Annotated in this window: 7 protein-coding genes; all 7 read left to right on the forward strand. The window is 46.6% G+C overall.

Going from position 1 to position 18,628, the window contains the following annotated elements:
- Window positions 1-312: 312 nt before the first annotated feature.
- The 7 genes from LROSL1_RS00300 to LROSL1_RS00330 all read left to right on the forward strand — a co-directional run bounded on the left by LROSL1_RS00300 (window position 313) and on the right by LROSL1_RS00330 (window position 18,161).
- A complete protein-coding gene (locus tag LROSL1_RS00300; RefSeq protein WP_178913307.1) occupies window positions 313-2,139 on the forward strand; it encodes a Cna B-type domain-containing protein in 1,827 nt (608 codons plus the stop codon).
- 166 nt (window positions 2,140-2,305) lie between these two features.
- A complete protein-coding gene (locus LROSL1_RS00305) occupies window positions 2,306-2,527 on the forward strand; it encodes a hypothetical protein (protein ID WP_161002613.1) in 222 nt (73 codons plus the stop codon).
- An 82-nt stretch (window positions 2,528-2,609) separates the two neighbouring features.
- Window positions 2,610-2,945 (forward strand): hypothetical protein, encoded by a 336-nt coding sequence (locus LROSL1_RS00310; RefSeq protein ID WP_017261136.1) that lies wholly within the window; start codon window positions 2,610-2,612, stop codon window positions 2,943-2,945.
- 232 nt (window positions 2,946-3,177) lie between these two features.
- Window positions 3,178-3,831: an MIP/aquaporin family protein gene (locus LROSL1_RS00315; protein ID WP_017261135.1), complete on the forward strand. Its 654-nt coding sequence runs from the start codon at window positions 3,178-3,180 to the stop codon at window positions 3,829-3,831.
- 421 nt (window positions 3,832-4,252) lie between these two features.
- On the forward strand, window positions 4,253-14,911 hold the full coding sequence (locus LROSL1_RS00320) for a KxYKxGKxW signal peptide domain-containing protein (RefSeq protein WP_178913308.1): 10,659 nt from the start codon (window positions 4,253-4,255) through the stop codon (window positions 14,909-14,911).
- Between the two features lie 140 nt (window positions 14,912-15,051).
- The gene (locus LROSL1_RS00325; RefSeq protein WP_178913309.1) at window positions 15,052-16,632 is read left to right on the forward strand and encodes a glycosyltransferase; all 1,581 of its coding nucleotides are present in this window, start codon (window positions 15,052-15,054) and stop codon (window positions 16,630-16,632) included.
- Window positions 16,629-18,161 (forward strand): glycosyltransferase, encoded by a 1,533-nt coding sequence (locus LROSL1_RS00330; protein ID WP_178913310.1) that lies wholly within the window; start codon window positions 16,629-16,631, stop codon window positions 18,159-18,161. Before LROSL1_RS00325 ends, LROSL1_RS00330 begins: the two co-directional genes overlap by 4 nt.
- Window positions 18,162-18,628 lie beyond the last annotated feature (467 nt).

Consider the following 18,628-nt stretch of genomic DNA (forward strand, 5'->3'; position numbering starts at 1 on the left):
TTACGTGGCAGGAGGATCTTGCTTAAAAAGAAACTGTGAACGTTTATTAACACTATTCAATGAGAGGACATTTGAAAATGATAAGGGCATGCTTTCGCAATATTATTCCCATAAGCAAATAAATTGAGAAAGCGTCAATTAACACAGGAAATGCAGGCTAACTGCTAGTCATTGACCTTTGATTTAAAAATAATAACGATCATTTAACATTGGCTAATTATTCATTGTATAATTTAGTCTGAGAAAACATTAGCCACTAAAGTATGTAGTGACTAATATAATTTATATGTTGAGTAAGGAGATAATTCTCAAATGAAAAAGCATAAGTTATTGTTTTTAATCCAGTTTATGGTGTTAGTAGTTAGTCTAATGGGACCGTTGATGTCCGTTAACACTGCAAAGGCAGCCAACGTCTCAGTATCTGGCCTGGATGCCAACGATGCCACTGTTTGGGATGACGCGGGAAACAATGTTACCGGTCAAAAGGATCTCGATCGATACAGTAACTATACGGCAAAATATCAATGGAAGATCGAAGATGGGGTAGTGATCTCTGCAGGAGACACGGCGCCGTTCTCACTGCCAGACAATGTCGTTATGAATAGCGATGTCACGTTTAATATCACCAATAATGATGGCAAGGTGGTCGGTACTGGAACTATTTTAAAAGGACAGTCGCAAGGGACGATTACTTTTTCTAATGCCTTAGAAGACACTAATTTTAATCGCGAAGGGCATTTGTTTTTAAATGTTATTGGGACACATTCTGGCGGTGGGCCAGCAAGTTATTTTATCAACAAGATTGGTTGGGTGGACAGCAGCACCTATGACAAACAAGGCTATCCTACCGAGGTGATTTGGGAAGCGTCAGTTAATCCGGGTGCAGCAAATCTTAAAAATGTGGTGTTAACTGATACCCTCGGTGAGGGACAAGAGTATATTCCTAACTCAATGACTTTGACTAAGCGTCATGAAGAAAACGGTCAGTGGGTCAATGATGGCACAATAACGCCAGATGTAACTGTAAATGGTAAACATTTGACGATTAACCTTGGAGATATATCCACTAATATTGATGTTGTTTACAAGGTCAAAGTCACAAATTTAAATTCAAATGGCGGTAATACTTGGAGTAACACGATTTCTGCCAATACATCAGATAGTCCAGAGCATGGCACCACCGTAAATAGCAATGTTGTTTGGGGTGGTGGTGGCACCGGAAATGGATCAAGTGGTTCCGTTGACTTAGTAAAATATGATGCACAAACGCATGCTACGCTGGCAAATACAACATTTGACCTTTACAAGGACAACGTATTGATTAAGTCAGGCTTAACAACGGATGCTAACGGAAAAATATCAGTCGCAAACTTAGCAGCTGGAGATTATTCTTTTGTGGAACATCAATCCGCGTCAGGCTACCAATTAAGTAAGACTTCTATTCCGTTTACGATTAGTAAAGATCATCAACACGCTGATGTGTCAGCGTACAACACGGCGGTTGTTTCTGTTACTGGCACCAAAACATGGGTTGATGACAATGACGCTGCCGGCAAACGACCTCAGAATGTTGTTATTGATCTTTATGCAAATGGCAGCAAAAAAGACAGTCAGACGGTTTCTAATAAATCAAAATGGCGATACGCTTTTGACAACCTGCAAAAGTATGACAATCAAGGCAATGTCATTAATTACACCGTCAAAGAAGAGCCTGTCGCAAATTATAAGAGTACTCAAACAAGCGAAGGGTTTACCAACACGTACGTGCCTAGCGAACCCGATAAACCTGGTGAACCGTCAAATCCGGAAACCCCAGGGACCCCGGAAGTACCAAGCATTCCAAGTAAGCCAGAAACACCAAGTACACCAAATAAAACAGAAACCCCAAATACATCTGTTGTACCAAACAAACCAAGTGCGCCAAGTACTTCATCCGAAAGTCAGGCAGCATTGCCTAAAGTTGCTTTGCCGACGCCAACAAATCCCGCGCCCGAAAACGGTGAAGCTAAGACAGCTAAGTCGAATAAGGAAGGTCGTTTACCATCCACAAACGAAAAGAGCAGTGGTCTTTTCGTTGTAATCGGCGTGGCCGTGTTATTAGTTGCTGGTCCATTTCTATTGCGTCGTAAACACAGTTAATTGAAATGCATCTTCTTCATCAATCGTCTCGGTGTGCTTAAGGGTTAGACAGCCGATGTGGTCAGGTGTACAAGACTGTGGTTTGTCACAGACATGCAGGACAAATTCAGGACAAAATAGGAATGAACAGGGTATAATTTCCTCAGTTTAAGAAGGAGGAATTGATATGGAACTAACAAATACAGATTACGATATCTTAGATGCGATTGCCTCAGGACGTGTTGAATCCGGGACGCCAGTGACTCATTTCGTAGACTACTGTGATAATGCGATTGGCGGCGATCCGCGGCCTTTGATCGATGCTGGTTACATCGAAGCAAGTGGCAATACCGTCGAAGGATTAACTGATCAAGGCAAGCAGGCTTTAGCAGATCGTAAGACAAAGTAATAACGTCGGCCATTTTGTCCCTTAGATTAGCAAAGTGTGTCATAATGAATCAACTAACTAAGGATAAAAGGACGGATTTAAAATGAATCAGGAATGGCGTGAACAGGCTAATGCCGCCGTTCACGGGTTATTACTATGGGCAGCCATTATCAACATCTTTTCCGGTGTTGTCATTAGTTTGACAATGTTGACAGGTGGGGCATCATTCTTCGTTTACACGGTGACCTTGATTCCAGCCATTGTAGGTGTGTGGGAGTTGTCCAAATTGAATCAGCTCACGGATCGATGGCTGGCTAATGGCAGTGCGTTTTATCAGCAAGGAATTATTAGCGTGATCTTTGCTTCTTGGGTGGCGGCTATCCTATTGTGGATTGCTGGCCATCGTTTGCAAGTCATTGCAGCTAATCATCGAAACTAAAATAGAGTTGAACCATCAGTTATTATCTTGAACAATCAAATTTGCGATTGTTTGAAATAAGCTCATGGTTCAACTCTTTTTCTATGTAATTTTGAAAATGCACACGAAACGTAATTATTTTGTAGCGAAATGGTTAATCACAGGTGTTTAGTCTGTATTTTTAGGCTAAATAGGGTATCATTTAACTCGAACAAAAGTTTTCTAAATTTACATATTCCTGGAGGGAATGAAAATGAGAAAGTATTTTGCCGAGTTTATCGGAACTTTCATGCTTGTTTTCATCGGTACTGGTACAGTTACGGTTGCTAAAGGCGGCACTTTAGCCATTGGTTTAGCATTCGGATTGGCCATTACGATGATGGCTTACGCCGTTGGTGGCGTGTCAGGTGGTAACTTCAACCCCGCAGTATCTATTGCGATGTTGATCAACGGTCGTTTGTCAGCTAGTGACACCATTTTTTACATTATTTCGCAATTTTTAGGTGCCACAGTTGCTTCAGCCGTTTTGGACTTCTTTGAACACGCATTAAGCTTGCCCAAGAGCGTTGGTTTTGGTCAAACGGATTTTCCTAAGATCTCTGCTGGTGCAGCGTTCTGCTTCGAAACAATTATTACCTTCTTGTTCGTATTTGTTATCTTGATGGTCACGAGCGACAAGTTTGGTAACGCTACAATGGCACCAGTAGCAATTGGTTTAACCTTAGCCTTTTTGATTATTGTTGCCTTGAACTTGACCGGTGGTTCTTTGAACCCTGCTCGTAGTTTTGGACCTGCCATCTTTGCTGGTGGTACTGCTTTGTCTCACTACTGGGTTTACTTGATTGCTCCAGTTTTGGGTGCTGCTATCGCGGCCTTTGTTGGTCGTTGGATGGGTAGCGAAGACTAGACTGAATTTTAAAGTTTTATATACGAACACCCTGGATACTTGGCCATTTGGTCAGGCAACCAGGGTGTTTTTTGATGTCGAACGCTGTTTTTCATTCAATGCTCGCACTGGTAATAAACATTACGACTCTAGAAAGTTAAGCAATATAAAAATTATTAAATTCTTAGAAATCAATTCTTTTGTCAGAAAGAGCCTCTTTTGTTTTTGGCTTTAACGTTCCAATAGTGGCCTGTTACTTTGTGATAAGGGAGTTTTGAACCGTACCAATTTCAATAAAACCAACACTATCTAAAAATGTAACTAAATGTTTTGATAACGCATTGTTTTACTATGTTTACAAATAAATTGTGCGATATATAATTAACAAAATGTGATATTTAACGATGCTAATTTTTCCGAAACAGGGTTTCTGAGGGGATTTATGAAAGATAGTGAGTTGGGTCGGTTCTCAACGGCACGTAAAGAGCACTACAAGATGTATAAGGCAGGGAAGCGCTGGCTGTTTGCAGGCATAGCGCTACTTTTTTTTGGCCTGGGAATGATTGGTACAGATCAAATGGTCTCGGCGGATCAAACTAGTGCTCAGTCACAAACACCTGAGACTTCAATCACTACTTCTTCGAGTCTTGGCAACGACGGAGCTGTCAAAAACACACCTAATAACAGTGCAATCAGCAGTATTGTCAGTAGCACCTCAATAACTAGTGACGCTTCTGAATCCAACGCGGCTCAAGCAGCTGATTCAGCGCAACTGACAGTTAGTCAGCCGACTGATGGTGAAAATCCAGATTTAACTAGTGTTAATAGTCAAAGCAGCGTTGACGGTAGTTCAGAAAAAAATCCTGACAGTAGCGCGTTAACTTCACGTGCGTATTTGGCTCAGCAAGATAATGATCAGGTACCGACAAGTGCTCCGGCTGAAAAGCCAGCGGCCGTTACTGGGAATGTTATTAATCCGGCCACGCTAGTTTCACGCGCGACACAGGCAGATGCTGCTTTATCGGTTTCTACTAGTCAAAGCGTAGCAGGTAGCCTTGAGCAAAGTACGGCATCATTAGTATCGCCGGCACAATCTGCTGTAACTCCGGTATCTGAAGCTAGTACCATGGGCGTTCAGTCCCGAGCAAAAACGACTGTTACACGTGAAACACCCTTACCATTAGACGCTAATACCAATGTACCCACGTCAATTGTTCAACAAGCTGTATTACCGACAGGCAGCACGCTAACGATGGTTAATGGCATGATGGTAATTAGTGTCCCAGACGCAACAACAACGGCTCAGCTGACAGAACTGAAGAAGTCGTTGGCGCTTGTTAACCAGCCTGTGATGATCACACAAAAGGATGCCAGTGTTAGCCTGCCTACTTTAAGCAACAACATGGAAATTGGGACAGCTACTGGAAATGTTTCGGGCACAAATGCGTCAACTCAATTCACTGGTAACGGGACCAGTGTGCAGTTTGATAATACGGGAACGGTTTATCTGACTGCGGACGACAATGACCAAGTTGGACATGCTAATTTGAATACAACTGTCGATTTTACGCATGATTTCAGCTTAACCGGTGCTATGCAAGTTGGTTATTCTGGCGGTGCTGATGGTGTGTCAATCGTGTTTGTTAAGGAGCCGGAAAATCCAACTGAAACCTTTAATGGCATGAAAGGTGGAGGTCTTGGTATTGCGGGCCTTAAGAATGCCTTTGGATTTGTTTTTGATCCATGGGGAAATCAAGGTAATCCTGCCAATGGTGGGGAGATTCAGAATCGTTTCGGCGATCCAACAACACCCTACATGGGCTGGAGAACCACTGATGCAAATGGGTTAATCAATAATTACGCCCGCACAAGTAGTTCCTCCACAACTTGGCAAAATATGAGTTCCCAAATTCTTGATGGGGGATTTCATAATTTCACGCTAAGTTACCACTATGATGTTGCTTCTGGCACAGGGACGTTGACGATGTCTGTTCCTGACAACGGCAGTCGATATACTTTTACTAAAACGGTCTCTGTGGACACATCACAATCGACTGCTTACACATTGTCTTTTGCCGCTTCCACTGGTGGTGCTAAGAATCCGCAGTCAGCCAAAATAACTAATTTAAGCTACACAAAGGGTACTTCGCGGGTGACGTTGGACGTCAAAACGCCTACTGGACAATCGGCACCAATCGTGATCACGGGCAATGTTGGGGACACCATTCATGTGTACCCGGATCAAAAATCTGCGCAAGCGGCGATTGACATGGGGATGGATCCTTCGACTGTTGTCGCTTGGGACAACAGTGTCGGTTATGGTCTTAAGTCAGCGTTCACGTATACTGTGAAAAATAACGCAACTCAAATAACACAACCGATTACGACTGGCGCCATTGTGACTACCACCATTCATTATGTGGATGCGAATGGTAAGCAGATCAAGGCGGACCGGACTATTTCTGGAGTTGATGGCACTGCAATCGATCTATCTGCAGTCGAACCGACCTCAGAAGTTAAAGGAACCGATGGACTGAACTATCTCTTAACCAAGTCGCCAGACTTGAAAGAAACGTTTGGCACAAATACCTCGCTAACTTATACGTTTACGGCAGATCCAACGCCGACCGTGACTGCTGCTGAGTCACAGGTTAATTCATATCAGGCGATGACCAGTGGCGCACTTTCTAGTGCTAAATCGGCGTTAGTTGCTGCCAGTTATGCCGCTTCAGTTTCGTCTAATGATCAAAAGGTTACTGATCAGTATTCTGCAACACAATCCTACTATAATGCCATTTTAGGACAAGGGAGCGCAGCGACAAGTGCTCAGAGCGTTTTAGACTCGGTCAACGGTAAAGTTGCTGAAGTTATTACAACGGCCAATTCCGCTAATAGCTTAGCTACAAGTCTTGAACAAGTTTATTTGAAGGAGTTGGCGGACGCTTCTGCGGCAGTTGTTGCTGCCAACTCCGCTAATTCCTTATATAAATGGGAAAGTTCAAGCTTTAAACAGGATTCAAATCTTTCCTATTATTCGGATATGGCAACTAACGATCAGAAAAAAGCTGATTCTGCAAATGCTGTAGCGGCTTCTGCCACAAAGCAATACAATTCAGCACTGGCAGTAGCATCCACTGCAATTGCCAACGCTTCTTCAGTAGCGAATAGTGCTGCAGCGGCGGCGCAAACGTTGACGAATGCAACCAGTATCACAGCGGCCCAAACGACATCCACTGCTTCTCAAGCCAAGAGCACTGCGGCCACCGCGACCTCAATTGCCGCTTCAAATGTGGCCTCGACAGCTCAGAGTGTTGTCCATTCAGTTCAGTCAGCCGCGTTATCTGCTGCAATGACGGCGATTCAGGCTAACATGACCGCTAGCCAGGCAATGTCATTAGCAGCTGCGGACCAGGCTAACGGGAATGTTCAAACTGGCGCCGGCACGACTTCGCAAAATGCGGATGCTGGGAATAAAGCGGCTCACTCTGCCAATAATGACGCCAACAAGGCGTTACAATTTGCGTCATTGGCCGCCAGTGCCGCTGATGATAATGACGTCAGTGCTGCGTACGATTACGCCATGAGCGCGTCTAGTTTGGCGGCTCAGGCGAACTCGGAAGCACAGGTGACGCACAGTGCGGCGGCTGTCGTTACTAGTTCGACAAAAACCGTGGCCAGTCAGGTTACCGTTGATAGTCAGGTTTCTTCACAACTTGCTAGTCAGGCTCAAAGCATTGCGTCGAATGCCGTTAATAATGCCGTAACCGCCAGTGGTGCAGCTGTTCAGGCTGTGACTAATGCCAATGCGGCCTCAGCAACGGGGAAAACCGACCTTGCGAATAACAAGGTTGTCAGTGCCGCCAGTTTAGCCCAGTCAGCTGCTAGTGGTGCAGCATCTGCTGCTTCCGTGGCCAGCTACGAGGCTAAACAAGCGACGTCATTTGCCAGTCAATCGAGTAACTATGCTTCTGCTGCCAGTGACTTTGCTTCACGAGCTTCACTGGCCGCGGCTTCAAATGATGCGAGTTTAGCCAGTGAATACGCTGCTTCGGCGACGAGTGCCCAAACGGCAGCTTTGTCGGCCGCTATGGTCGCTACCAGTCTATTCACGGTTGCTCAAAGCGCCAATGATTTCGTTCAGAGTGCTGTTAGTTCCGATAGTATTGCGGCGAGTTCTGCGGCGAAGGCCACCAGTGCGGCCGCAGTACAGGCTAGCGCGGATATTGGTACGATTCAAGACTTTGTGACGAGCAACAACTCGCTGAGTGTCAGGGCCGCTAATAAGGCTGTACAGGACAAGCAAAATGCTCACGTTCAATCGCAGGCAGCAGCGGCCGCATCTGCCGCTGCATCCACACAGTCTTTGCAGACCGTTGCAGCTGATCAAACTGCAATTGCTAATAATCTGTACAAATCTGCTCAGTCAGCCGCTGCCCTAAATCAGGCAGATAATGCCAAAACGTTATATGCATCGGCTGTAGCTGCGCAAAGCACAGCCGACTCCGCAGCAAAAGCAGCGCGGGCTTTCTACATGGACTTCTTAGCTGAAGACGATGATATTGATAACGAGGTTAGTGCAGATAGCACCGCTGCTTCACAGGCCGCTTCCGCAACGAAGTCAACAGATTCCGATACGGTATCGATGATGGCTAACCGCTCTGATGTTGCCTCTCAGGCAGATAGTATTGCACAAAAAGCTGCCAGCGATGCAGCAACTGACAGCACAAATGCCGAAGTTCAAAAATCGGCTGTTGCAACCAGCCAGGCAGCGGATTCTGCCGCCTCGATTGCAACCAAGTTATCTAATGATCGGGCAACAGTTGACCAACTGACGAGTACGGCATCCACGGCTGCGTTAAACAATGACGCGACAGGTGCTTCTCAAGCTGCCTCAACGGCGGCATCAATTGCGAGCCAGGATGCACAACTAACATCGTCATTAACTTCGTTGAACAACGTTATTAGTCAGACGGCACCGATTATTACCAACGCGGTCCACGTTGATAGTGTTACTGCCAGTGAACAGGGTTCCGATGCGGCGGTAGCTGCCTCCACCGCTTCTGGTGAGGCGACAACAGTTAGTCAGCAAAACAGCAATGTTAATAAAGCAATTTCTGAGGTTGCCAGTGCTGCGTCAGCGACGACCGCTGATAGTGCGCTACAGAGTTTGGCCAAACAAGGGCAACAGGTTGCTAGCACCGCGAATAGTATTGAAACGACAGTAAGTGATTTGGCTAAGCAGGCCAGCACGTATAGCTCGATGGCCGCGTCTGCAGCAGCACTAAACGATGTAAATGAGGCCGCAAAAGATGCCTCTTTGGCCGCAAGTGCTGAGCATCAAATTCCTGGCTTACAAGATTCACTTCAGGGATTAATGAGCCAGGCCAATTCATTGGCCATTTCAGCTAACCAAACAGCTATCGCCGATAGCACGGCTGCGGCCATTCAAAACTCGGCTGCTTCAACAGCTGCTAGTATTGCGAATAAGGCAACGATTGCAGCCGCTAGTGAGGGAACAAACGTTAATAGTATTCTGAACGCTGCTAATTCAGTTGCAGCTACAGATCCTAAAAACACTGAAATTACTAATCTAATCGACGGTGCTAATTCGTTGGCAAGCGCGATTGCGAGCGATAATCAACAAGCGTCATCTGCTACTAACGAAGCTAATTCTTACGCAGCGTTAGCAGCTTCTGCCGCGGCCAACAATGACGCGTCATTAGCCAGCCAGTATGCGGCCAAGGGTTCTGCGGCCGCTTCGACTGTTAGCTCTTTAGAGTATCAAGTTGATAGTTTGGCCTCTCAAGCAAACAATGTTTACAGTCAGATAACGACTGCTATCGCTGGTGACGGCAGTATCGCTAATTCAGCGGTAAATGTCGCAAACAGTTTAGCTAGTCAGGCCACGAGTGATGTTGGCCAGACTAACGGTGCGGCTTCTCAAATGAACGGCGCTGTTAGTGACGCGGGTCGATTAGTGAACACCGATAGCGCGAATACTGATTTGGGTGGTATTCTGACGTCTGCCAATCAGCTTAATAATCAAGTCAGTGACCAGAAAGTCAGTCTTTCAACGGCGACTAGTATTGCCGAAAGTGCGGCTAGCGCGGCGTCAAACGTGGCATTGCTGAATGATCAATCAGCTGCAAAGTCGTTGGCGTCCGTGGCATCCACACAGGCCAGCACGGCGAACAGTATCGCCTCGACGATTGCCAGCCTTCAATCAGGCGTCAACAGTGTTCACAGTCAAATTGCCAGCGAAGTCGCCTTGGATAGCAATAATGCGTCAACAGCGGCTAGTGCGGCTAGCATCGCCGCTTCAACAACGATCAGTGTTGCCAGTCAAACAACGCAAACGGCATCAACGGTCAATTCGTTGGCAAGTAAAGCAGCGTCAATTGCTGCCCGTGATCCGAAAAATAAAACGGTTCAAAGTGAAACCAGCGCAGTCAATTCATTAACAAGTGAAGCTTTAACCGCTGCATCTGCTGGAAGCGTTGCTGCCAGCAATGCTAGTGTGTTTGCTAGTGAAGCCGCGTCAGCCGCAGCTTTGAATGATGCCAGTGCATCTAGCACGTTTGCCAGTCAGGCTGCCTCTGCTGAATCCTTGGCAGATTCTGACGATAAGGTTGCCAATGGGCTTGCCTCACAAGCTAAGTCACTCACAAACGATGCTCAAAATACGTTGATTCACGACAGTATTGGCGCCAGTCAAGCAGCGGATACGACTAGTAGTGCTGCTAACGTGGCTAGTATTGCCAGCTCACTGGTTGATAGTTTGGCCAGTGCAGCGAGTGCTAATGCCGCATCAGTTGCTAAAACGACGACTAGTGATACCAGTAATACGCAATTGATGACGCCTTCCAAGAGCGCCGCTAATTTAGCCAGTTCGATTAATGGATTGGTTGATCAGGCCAAACAAGCCGCTGCTAGTGCCGCTACGTTAGTGGACAAAGCCACTAGTGCAGCTAATGACAACGACTTTACGACTGCTAGTCAACTCGCCAGCGAGGCAAACTCAGACCAAGATGTCGCTAATAGTTTGGAAACTAAGGCTGAGTCGTTAACTAGTGACTTTAATTCAGTCGCAACGACTGTTGACCACACGGTTGCCAGTGATTTAGCCAGTCAGGCTGCCAGTGCGGCGTTGTCAGCTGCTAGTGCCGCACCAATCATTAAAGCGGCCTCTGCCACAACGGCGACTAATTTGAGCTCGTTGACCAGTGTTGCCAGTCAAGATCCTCATAATGCAAATATTCAAACGGCCGTTTCAACGGCAACGAGTTTGCTCAATAAGTTTGCCACAACGGCTAGTGAAGCCAGCGCTGCTGCAGCATCAGCAACGGATTATGCAAAGAGCGCGACCAGTGTTGCCAGTTTTAACAAGCCAATTTTGGCGAGTCAGGATCAGTCTTTGGCACTAAGCGCTGCTAAGATTGCTAATGATTTGGCCTCTACAGCGGCAAGTGCACAATCTGAAGTGACGAGTATTATGAACTCTGCCACATCGGCACTGGCTAGCGATAGTACAGCAGCAAAAGATGCTGCTACTTCTGCTGGCAACACAGCCACGAGTGCGGCAACTGGTGTAACGACCAGTAAAAATGTGGATAGTCAAATAACCAGTAACGTTTCAAGCACCAATTCACTGGCTAAGACGGATTTAATGAATTCACAAGTTCAAAGTCTGGATAGCGGTGCTAAAAGTATAAATAGTGAAACAACGAGTCTGAACACTGTTGTCTCACAGCAAGCATCGATTGCTGCCAGTGCCGCCAGTGTTGCTTCCTTGGCAGCTTTAACAAACGATCAATCAACGGCTCAGTCTGCTGAAAAATTGGCAACGTCAGCTGGTGCTGTTGCGTCTGCTGATGTTGCAAAAATCAATCAGTTAAACGATTCGGCCACATCGATTTATGCTCAGGTACAAAAGTTGGTCACAGACGACCACCAAGTTGCTAGTCAAGCTGCCGGAAAAGTGACGACAACGAGCACGACTGCTAATGGCGCAAACAAAACGATTTCCGATCAGCGTGCTGTTATCACCAGCTTAGTAAATGAACTGAGATCACTGGCTGGCGCGGATACGAAGAATCAGGCAGTCTCAACTGCGGTCAGTCAGGCTGTAATTGCGGCCAAATCAGCTGACAGTACGGTTGCTTCGGCCACGTCAACGATCAGCAAATTGGCATCCGTGACTAGTGCAGCCAAGTCCACGGCTTCGTTAAACGATGTCAATGGCGCTACGAGTGCACAGTCGGCCGCTACGTCTCTAAATGATGATATGACGAGCAATCAATCTGCAATTAACTCATTAGAGTCGCTGGTTCATAGTTTGGCAGACGACGCGAACGACAAAGTGACTGCCGATCACACAGCTGCCTCTGAGCAGGTAACCTCGGCGACCATCCATGCCAACATTGCAACCAGTGAGGCGACATCAACGAGCAGTCAGATTGCGAGCGTTGCTAGTTATACGTCAGCTGGCAAAAAGTTGGCGGATACAGATTTAGCGAATAAGACGGTTCAGAGTCTAAACCAAAGTTTGGTATCGTTAGACTCTGCCGCCAGTGCGACCTTATCTGCGGCTAATTCTGCCGCTAGTGTAGCGCGTTCGCTACAGTCGTTAGCTAGCGCTGCCGCTGCGTCTAATGATCCAGCGTTAGCGACTAAGTTAGCTCAATCAGCCAGTGCGGCAGCATCCACCGTGGCCAGTTTGGAAAGCGATGCTGATGCAGACAACACATCGGCTCAGTCATTAATGACAGCTCTTTCAGATGACGTCAAAGCAGATGCGAATGCGGTAAGCCAAATTGCCGATGGGGTTAATGATAAGGCGAGTGCGGCAACTAAACAGTCCAGTGATGTCAGCAAGCAGGCAGCATCATTGGCTGGCAGTGCCGCAACATCAACAACCGCTGTTCAGTCGGGAGCAGATAAGGCAAACAGCAGTTACCAAAGTTTGATCAGTCAACAAGTAGCAACACAGTCGGGGCTAAATTCGGCAGACAGCGTAGCCGCCAGTTTGAACGATGACGCGCAGCAGTTAGCTAGTCAAACGGCCTCTGCCACGGCTCTGAACGATGTTAGTGCGGCAAGTAACTTTGCAATGAGTGCCGCAAATGTTCAAAGTTTGCTGAATTCTGAACAGAGTGTCGCCAACTCGTTAGCTAATCAAGCTACTGCCAATAATCAACTGATTACGCAGGCATTAAGTGCCGATAGCCATGCCGCTAGTTTGCAAGCCTCTGGTGCAAGTAATGCTGCGAGTGTCGCTAGTTCGGCGACAGCAACCGCTCAACATGTTGTAAATGGGACCAGTCTCGCTGCATCGACGGCTAATCAAGATGCTGATAAAGATACTGCCAACAAAGCCGTCAAGAGTTGGGCTAGCCAAGCAACTTCTGCTGCGAGTGCCGCTCAATCAATCGAAAAGATTCTTAGTGCAACCGCAAGTACCGCCGCATCATTAGCCAGTCAAGCAGTATCTGCCGCAGCTGATAACGATGTTTCTGCTGCCAGTCACTATGCCAGTGCTGCGGCATCAGCTAATGCCAACACGCAGACACTCACAGATCAAGCACAAGGTTTGACCAGTCATGCCACAGATTTACAATTATTGGTCAATAACACGGTTACGACAGATACATCAACAGCCGCCAGTTACGCGAGTGAGGCAACGAAGCAGGCATCCAGCGCTGCGTCCGCCAATCAGTCAACTAATTCGCTAGCATCAGTGGTGGCTTCAACAGCAATGGTTGCGACAAGCGCAGCCGAAACAGATAAACAAAATGCCAGTGTCCAGCAACTGGCTAGTGAAGTGACACAAAAGGTTAATGAGGCGACTAGCGCCGAAACGGCCGCAAGTGAGGTCGCTGCTTTAGCCGAAGACTTTGCCAAATCTGCTGCCAGTGCTGCTGATATTAATGATGCATCTGCAGCTAGTGAATGGGCCAAGAAGGCACAAAGCGCTCAATCAGCCGCTACTAAAGCGCAACGGCTAGCGGCTTCTGCTGAGGATGCCGCTAGCCAGGCATTAGCTAGTTTGCAAACGGCGGTTAGTGCGGATTCGAGTGCCGCTACAAGTGAGGCAAGTGCAGCCTCGGCAGCTAACGAGACCGCGCAAAGTACTGCTAACAACACGACTAGTCACGTTAATTCGGCAGGTGCAACTGCAACTCAGGCCGGTCAACAAGTTGCAAGTGATCCGACGAATGCAACTGTTCAAAGTTTGGACAAACTGTTACAACAGCAAGTCGCTACGGCTCAATCAGCTGGTAAAGTTGCCAGCAGTGCTGCCAACTTGGCGAGTGTGTTAGCCAGCGAGGCGGCTAGTGCTGCGTTGTTGAATGATGCTAGTGCTGCCAGCCAATTTGCGAGTGCAGCTGCTAGCGCCGAACAGGTGGCAACATCTGCTGCACAAGCGGTTCAGTCAGCTGAGGCGGCTGTTCAACAGATGGCGACAGCGATTCAACAGACGGTTAATACAGACGCACAAAATGCCAGCGTTGCGGCTAGCGAAGCAGCCAGTGCAGCAAGCCAAGCAGCTCAAACGGCTCACGCAAGCGTCTTGACACCAGCTGGTCAAAATCTGGTCAATGCTGCTCAATTAGCTAGGGATGAAGCCCAACAAGATGCCCAGTTAGCTGCTGAAGCAGCCGCGCATAATGATGTCGCATTAGCCCAACATTATGCACAACTGGCTCAAGCTGCATTAGAGCAAGCTCAACAGTTGCAGAATCAAGCGGATTTATTGTTGCAAGCGAATAATGAGTCCAGCATGAACGATGCTTCGGACCCAACCGTTGACCAGCAGGCATCACCGACTTCACAGACTGGAGAAAATAGCGGTCTGACGATGGTTTCAACTCGCCCTGGTGCGTTTGCTAAGCAGGCTGTTCAACATCATCGACTGATTCCATCTGCCGTGGTTAAACCAATGCGGTTCAAACATGACGGGGTGAATTCAACGACTAACAACAAAAAACTACCCGAAACGGGTGAACAGGGTAACGCTAACCTCCGTTTAACAGGCGTGATTAGTCTTGCTTTACTTGGTTTAGCCACATTATTGGGACTTGGCGAGCAAAAACGGCATTAAAAAAGGTATTAAGCTCGCGAAAAGGTCGTTCATCAGGCTCAAGGTACGTTAAAATAGGACTTAGCAATTATGCTGAGCCCTATTTTTGTGAGCTTCTGGTATGATTAAAAAATAGGTGTGCAGATAAGTGAGGTAATGGGATGTATTACTTTATCAACGCAAGTTTTAACGAAAAGAAATCAGGAATTGAACACGCGGAAATGAAGCGGCTGGGGATGTTTAAGGATCACGGCGAACCGGCAAAGATTGTTACACGCTTTTTTTCACTGACGCTACATGATACGTTGGCTCATGCTGGATTGGCGGATAGTGACATGGTCAATCTGTTTGACTTCTTCGAAGGTACAGAAGACCTTAAGAAGACGGCATTTACATTGGCTGATTTACACGTGAAACCAAATTTACAAGTGCTGGTTAATGATCAAGACGAGCACGGGTTTATGGTGCGTAATTCTGAACGAATTATTCAGCGAATTAAAATGCGAGCACCAGAATATAAGGAAGTTGAAACGGTGTGGACATTTGATCGGTATGGCAAACTGGTAAAGAGTGAATACTGGGATGCCCGTGGCTTCAAGGCGCTGGAGCAGTGGCACGATGCAGACGGCGTGGTTAATGCTGAGCAGGTCTTTAATCCTGATGGTAAAGTGGTTTACCAAACATTCCACATGAAAAATCAGGAAGGTAAGTACGATAATTCGCTATACCGGATCATGAACTGGCACGGGACGAACTACTCATTTAACGGTGAGCGGGCGATGATGCGTTTCTTCCTCGATGAATTGAACAAACGCGACGGTGAAAATAACGTATTTGTCGTTGACCGGACGTTTGAATTGGCTTGGTCTGTGCTTAACATGCGGACACGGGCATTTAAGATGATGCACCTTCATTCAAATCACTTGAATGATCCTGAAAAGATCATGACGGCGACCCTGAACTATAACTACGAATATGCAATTAAGAATTTGGATCAGTGGCAGGGTGTGGCAGCACCAACGCCGCAACAACGGACAGACTTTATTGACCGTTGGGGCGATCAAACACCAGTCTTTGAATTACCTGTTGGTATCGTTGACAACGACGTTTTAAATGCGCCTCACGTTAAATGGTCGGACAGGACACCAGGACAAATCATCATGGTGGCCCGTCTTTCTCCCGAAAAGCAGCAAGATAAAGTAATCGAAGCCTATGAAAAGGTTCATGCTAAAGTGCCGGCAGCGCGCCTAGATTTCTGGGGATACGCGAACGGTAAGGAAGGCGAACGATTGAATAAGATCGTTGCTGATAAAAAGCTTGGCGATTTAGTTACCTTCCACGATTACACCTTGGATGTTGGCAAGGTTTACGATGGTGCGCAAATTAATGTGCTGGCGTCACGAGCTGAAGGATTCTCGCTGGCTTTATTGGAAGCCCAGTCTCATGGGGTGCCAACAGTGTCTTATGACGCAAAGTATGGTCCTCAGGGAATTATTGAAAATGATCGCGATGGCTATTTGGTTGAGTTGGACAACGTCGATGCTTTGGCGGATGCCATCACGAAGTTGCTTAAAGATGACCGGCTAATGCAAAAGTTCAGTGAAAATGCCTACGAGGATGCCAAACGTTTCTCAGAAGATGCTGTGTGGGACAAGTGGCGACCTGTTTTAGACGATGTTAAGGCGTTTGCTGAAGCTGACTCAAGAACTCAGGCGGACAAACAACAGGAGGCCAGCAAATGATTTATTTCGTAAATGAATATCTGATGGCCTTGAATTCAGGAATCGAACATGCTGAAATCAAACGGCTGCAACTGTTTAAGCACCAGGGCACGCCTGCTAAATTGGTGACACGAAATTTTGATCAAATGTTGTATGCAAATAAACAACGTTTCGGTATCGAAGATGATCAAGTCGTCAATATGTATGATTATTTCCAGGGTATTGAAGACTTAAAGCCAGTTGGCAAAAACGAACCCAAAATTGAGTCCTTAAACCTGGCTGCGGATTACAATGTAGATCCTGGAGCTGATGTGAGTCACGTTTATGATGGCGATAAGCTAGTGATGAATGTTCATTTCGCACCAGGCACAATTGGCCAGTTGTACAGTGTTGATGCGTTTGACCGCAGTGGCAAAAAAGTCCAAACAGAACTGTGGGACTTCCGCGGTTTTAAAACACGTGATCAGTTCTTTAGCGACGCGGGCGAACTCATTAGTCAAGTGACCTACGCGCCAGATGGCAAACGGGTGATTGAGGAATACTTCAGTCATGACAAAGATGGCCACAACTTCTTGTCGTTACTCCAATTATTGGATTATAAAGGGCAGGATCTGTTCTTTGATAGCTACGATGAATTGTTCACGTTCTTCCTCGACGAATTGAACCGTCGTGATGGCGAGGGTTCAACGTTTGTTGCTGATCGTCCGGGCGCGGCTTACGATGCAATGTTAAGTATGACGACCAAGGTCAGCCGGTTTATTACATTGCCGACGACACATACTATTGATCCTAAAGATCAGGTCTACGCTAACCTGTCTGGTATCTATGCCAATCCGATCGTTAATCAAATTGATAAGCTTTCCGGTATTATTGTGGCCACAGACGAGCAGAAGGCTGATTTGACGCGGTGGATGGGCGGTGAAGCGCAGGTTAAGGCGCCAATCACCGTCGTGCCATTTAGTGTGGTCAATGATGAACAAGCTCATGCCAAACGTGTTCGTTTGCCGCAACGGACAGCTCACAAGGTGATCGTCGTTGGACGGTTGACTAAAGAACGACATACAGAAGACGTTGTCAAAGCGTTTGTGACGGTGAAGAAACATATTAGTGATGCGACACTTGATATCTATGGGTATGGTGATCAGGAAAAGCCACTTACTGAGCAGATTAAGAAAGCTGAATTGACGGATAGCGTCACACTTAAGGGATACCATCCAGATTTGGACAAGGCTTACGATGGTGCACAGGTCTACGTTAATGCTACGGAAAGTGACAATGAACCATTGGCACTGGCAGAGGCACTGGCACATGGGGTTCCATCAGTCGTTTACAATGTGCATTATGGTCCATCAGAAATGATTGATGAAGGTAAGAACGGTTATCTTGTAGCGGATAACGATGTTGTTGGTTTAGCAAACGCTATTCAACGGGTCATGAAAGATGACCAGGTTTGGGAAGCGATGAGCCGCAATGCATACGACAGCATTACACCGCGCACGGAATCAATCGTGTTTGCCAAATGGAAGCGGGCATTGCACATTAAACACTAGTTGTTTGTGAGACGTTGAATGCCGCTTGCGGTTGGCAACATTGATACGCTCGCCGTGGGACCGGTTCATGCCTCCCAAGTTCGGAGTCTTTCATCTCGCCGCAAAGCCTCGTGAGGAGCCGAGTCGTTACGACCGTCCGTAACCTAAATTCGAGTAAATCACTCGAATTAACGTTACCTTCACGGCTCGGTGTCAATGTTGCCGCCCTCCAGCTGATATAAGTGGCAAGATTCATCTGAGATCACTAGATAATTCAGTACTGTTAATCTTGATGAATTAAATAGAAAAACACAAAACTTAAAACCGAAAACCGTATCAAATATGACTAAACATATTTGATACGGTTTTTTTGCTGTGAAAAGCCTTTATTGATGACAAATTTCGCATCTTTTATCGATAACCACAGAGTTATGATTTGAATTCAAAAATGCTAATTGATATATTGTGAAAAAATCAGCATTAACGGA

The organism is Furfurilactobacillus rossiae (assembly GCF_013394005.1).
In the GTDB taxonomy this organism is placed as follows: Bacteria; Bacillota; Bacilli; order Lactobacillales; family Lactobacillaceae; genus Furfurilactobacillus; species Furfurilactobacillus rossiae.